Origin of the sequence: Microbulbifer epialgicus, from assembly GCF_041447265.1 — a bacterium.
Taxonomy (GTDB): Bacteria; Pseudomonadota; Gammaproteobacteria; order Pseudomonadales; family Cellvibrionaceae; genus Microbulbifer; species Microbulbifer epialgicus.
This window is the reverse complement of the sequence record NZ_JBGMEK010000159.1, coordinates 1-4,453: the sequence shown is the minus strand read 5'-3', so window position 1 is coordinate 4,453 and position 4,453 is coordinate 1. Positions and strand designations below refer to the sequence as shown.

Below are 4,453 nucleotides of genomic sequence, written 5' to 3'. Positions count from 1 at the left end.
TAACCCCCATCGAATTTGAGAAATGTGCTTAAAGAGGTGTCCGGCTGGACTTGACCACAACATATCACTCCTAAGTAGGGAACGTGGGTCGCCTAACCCGACAGTTTTGTTATTCACTAACTGTGTGCTTTTAAAGTCCCTCAAGAAAAAAATAATCCAAATTAGTTCTAAATTCTTTGTAAAGTTGACACTATCAAATTGGTTCAATCTTTAAATGTTAGATATGAAAAAGATTTTTTCTATTAGTGTAAAGTTACTACCTATAATGCATTTAAAAATCTTATTAATCCAATGAGATAAGAGGTTTTTTTAATCGCAATGTCTATTAGAGTCGGCATTTAGCTAAATAGATATCTAAAAAGTTCGCTGTATAATATTTTGTTAAGTCAAATTTTATCCTGCTTATCTGTTGCAAGATATTAAGTGACCACTTTATAATACTACATCTCCATCACCTTAGGTCACGTTACATATGGGGTTTCAATCTAAACTAATTAAGCAATTCCTAGATATAGGGAATATTCAATTTCCATGAATGTTAAGGGTCGTCGGAATAAAAATTACCTATTGGTGACAGCGGCGAACGTCACGATATAAAAGATTTACGCATTACTCTTAATTTAGCTATCATAGGGTCTAAATATAATCGTTAAAGATGGTAAATAAATGATTAAAAAAACATTTAAACTAAGTGGGCTTATACTACTTTTAGCTTTCTTAACGACAGCTACAATAGTTATAAATACTGTTTATTTTAAACCATGGTCTATTAACTTGTTCTTTGAGCGAGCCTTTTTCAAATTAGGCACTGCTAACCCAGAAACACTAACACGGTTACGATTGTTTGAGCAGTTTGGTATCGATGGTCACAATGCACATTTAGATGATTTATCAGATGCCGAATCTCAGAGACAAATTCAAATAGTCAAGAATGAACTAAACGTTTTACGTCAATACGATCGCTCTGAGCTCTCTGGGCAACAGTTGATCTCTTATGATGTCCTTGAGTACTTACTTAGCGATTTAATAGAGAGAGACCGATGGAAGTATCACAACTATCCGGTAAACCAGCTTTTTGGTGTGCAAAACAACCTACCACAGTTTTTGTCTGACGAGCATCAAATAAATAATATTAAAGACGCTGATTATTACCTGTCTAGACTGGCGCAAGTAGATCGAAAATTTTCCCAGCTGATTAATGGATTAAAGACTCGAGAAAGTATTGGTGTATTTCCGCCTCTATTTGTTGTTAATAGTGTTTTGAAAGAGATGCGCAACTTTGTAGGTGATTCTCCTGAAGAAAATATTCTATACACATCATTGGTGCAAAGACTAGATAATATCAGCGATTTACCACTTCAAGAGCGCCAGAGAATTCTCGATCAAAGCAAATTATTAATTAGGGAAAGCGTTTATCCTGCGTATCACAAGTTAATATCCTACTTTGAATCTCTAGAACCCAAAGTCAAAGGGAATAATGGTGTATGGTCTTTGCCGAATGGTGATGAGCTATATGCCTATCGAGTTCGTCAATTCACAACTACTAGCAAGACTCCAGAAGAGCTACATCTCCTTGGGCTAAAAGAAGTTGCCCGGATTGAAAGTGAAATGAAATCTATTTTCAATGAACTAGGAGATACTACGAGTACCATCAATGAATACTATTCCTCTTTAAATAATACTAAAAATTTTCTTTATGAGGACTCTTCTGCAGGTCGTGACCAGATTATTCGTGATTACCAAACATATATTGATGAAGCGAGCTCAGCAGTAGATAATTACTTTGATATTGTGCCTGTTACTGGCGTTGAGGTGCGTAGAGTTCCCGAATATCGAGAGCAAGGTGCCCCTGGAGCTTATTACTCTCCTCCTGCAATGGACGGTTCTCGCCCAGGTATTTTCTACGCAAATCTCCGCGAGGTACAAGAAACGAAGAAATTTGGAATGCGTACGCTTACATATCATGAGGCTATACCGGGTCATCACTTTCAGATAGCAATTGCTCAAAAACTGAATAGTGTGCCCACTTTCCGAAAAATGCCTTTATTTAACGCTTATTCTGAGGGGTGGGCACTATATGCCGAGCAGCTTGCCAAAGAAGTAGGTTTACAAGAAAATCCTTACGATGACTTAGGTCGTCTCCAAGCTGAGATGCACAGAGCTGTGCGATTAGTTGTCGATACCGGATTACACTTTAAACGATGGAATAGAGAGGAGGCCATCGAGTACATGCAATCTAAAACGGGGTTGCCAGTTTCTGAAGTTACAACTGAAGTTGAAAGGTATCTTGTTGACCCCGGTCAAGCTTTAGCCTATAAAACCGGGATGTTGACAATTTTGGATCTTCGCGAGAAGGCACAAAGAGAGCTTAGTGAAAATTTTAATGTCAAAAAATTTCATAATGTCATATTAACAAATGGAGCCTTACCCTTATCCGTCTTGGAGCAACAGGTAGAAAACTGGGTTATATCAGAAAAAAAGTGAGCTTTTAATATTTACGCAAGATGAGATTAATGTTGATAAGGACTGCGCTTGGGCAGTTCTTATCTCAGAGTTCAAAACTAAATATTGAATCGCCACTTCAATTTGACGTCAATAGGAAAGTTGCCAAATTTATAGCTCAGATGATAGAGGCCATAGAAATTTATACGAATGACTTCCAAAAAAGCCACACTAATTTTTTAAATAAATTTCCTCGGGCCTTATTATCCAGTTTACTTATTGATTCGTTCTGAAATCCATAAATCTGGATAGTTCATTACAAAGCCATCCTCGTTGACGTCCAATGTAGCGCGAAATGAACTGCTCAGAGATTCGTATCGATATCGTGTAGCAGATTCTCGTGTATAAATCTGCTCAGATGGAACTAAGGACATACTTGGGAATTGTAACCATGCAGCTCTGATCTTTGCAGATTGGCCACATCTAAGTGACAACCTTCTAATTGGGAGTAGGTTGGTCGATGGACTAAAACCTAAGTCAATATCTATACAATCCTTTATCTCAGGCTTCTTAACCTCATTAAAATACCAAATTCCGTTTGCTTTTTTAATCTCGATATTGCAGTTACGATCTCCAACATGTCCACATACTTTTACCGTCTGTGTCTGCCATTTTTTATCGCAACAAATCGTATAACTTATGCCACATTGACTCCGATCTGTTAAAAAAGTAGCCACCCCAGAAAGATTCCAACCTTCATTGGTTTCCTTCAAATAGGAGCTTTCAGATCCAAATAAATCTAGACGTCGCCAGAAATTTAAAATAGACATTTATGTATAAACCGATTAATATTATAATTTAGCTTAACTAGGAAAGCCCTTTTTAAATAATCTATTAATTACAAAATTTATGCAAGTTCATCTTCTTAAAAAACTTAAATTTATCAAATAGTTACCTAATTTTCAAGAAAAGGATTTCTAACTATCAAGCCAATAGCCCAACTTCATACGCATGCAGGGGTGTTACTAGATTTGCCAGAGATAAAATTTGGAATGAATCAATAATATAAATCAAGTTGAATCATTCTTCTTTTGATCATGGAATATCTTAATTTTATCAATTTAAAGTTATAATTATCTCGTAGTGCGATTATTTTTGGTTCAACTTATGATCAGAGAAAGGTGTCTGCTTATTAAAGGCCCCTCTCAATTAATTATAAAAATTTTATACCGTAAAGATCAATTTTACAGATGTATTACAGATTGTTTTTCTCATCATACCCTAACGCCCGACAAGTAAGAATGTATCAAGATTGGCTACCCCGCCCATCTCATTTTTGTTCGCCCCACTATATTTCAAATTTCACTCGAAATAATCAATACGACATCTTGCTTTTAATCTACAAATGCATTTATATGCAGTAATAAATGCATTTTTCAATTGCGTTATCGAAATCCCACTCCTGTTGACTGACGCATCATACATAGACACAGCAATACATAAGGCGACTTTACTTGACAAACACAGTGATTTATTTCTAGGCTCTTAGCGTGGTTATTATTTCCAACCAATTAAAACTACGAGAAATCAGTTTATTCCTCTCCCGAAGAGCAGAATAAAAAATCTTGATATCAATATTTTATAACGTATTTTTATTTGTAAAGATTTGTGTATTTGCTTTATGGTCGTCTACTGCCGATTGGAAACAACATTCAATCTACTGCGAATAATTAAGGCTTTGATCATACCTGGAACTTTTAAACCCATAAGGATGATAAATACCTGTGAGCAATTTTGTACAGAGGGCATCAGCTCATCCTGTTTTTCATTCAAGTTGACGAATTATTCTATCTTAGGGAAATCTCACATGTGATAAACTTTTTGATAAATAAAATTATCAATCTTTTTTACATATTAACCCGGTGGCTCTATAGTTTTGTATAATACCCAAATGGATATTATTGATGCAAGAAAATTACCCGCTTCCGCGCAGGAAGAGAAACGCCGAACT

At 35.8% G+C, this 4,453-nt stretch carries 2 protein-coding genes; one reads left to right on the top strand and one right to left on the bottom strand.

Features of this window, described 5'->3' with window-relative positions:
• Positions 1–666: 666 nt before the first annotated feature.
• Positions 667–2,484, top strand: coding sequence for a DUF885 domain-containing protein (locus tag ACCI49_RS23705; RefSeq protein WP_371841718.1), 1,818 nt, complete (start codon positions 667–669; stop codon positions 2,482–2,484).
• Positions 2,485–2,714: 230 nt separating this feature from the next.
• On the opposite strand, the gene ACCI49_RS23700 is transcribed toward ACCI49_RS23705, so the two are convergent.
• A complete protein-coding gene (locus tag ACCI49_RS23700; RefSeq protein WP_371841716.1) occupies positions 2,715–3,272 on the bottom strand; it encodes a putative glycolipid-binding domain-containing protein in 558 nt (185 codons plus the stop codon).
• Positions 3,273–4,453 lie beyond the last annotated feature (1,181 nt).

Excerpts from the sequence above, each read along its gene's own strand:
- ACCI49_RS23705 (WP_371841718.1), top strand. The coding sequence starts at position 667 with ATGATTAAAAAAACATTTAAACTAAGTGGGCTTATACTACTTTTAGCT.
- ACCI49_RS23700 (WP_371841716.1), bottom strand. The coding sequence starts at position 3,272 with ATGTCTATTTTAAATTTCTGGCGACGTCTAGATTTATTTGGATCTGAA.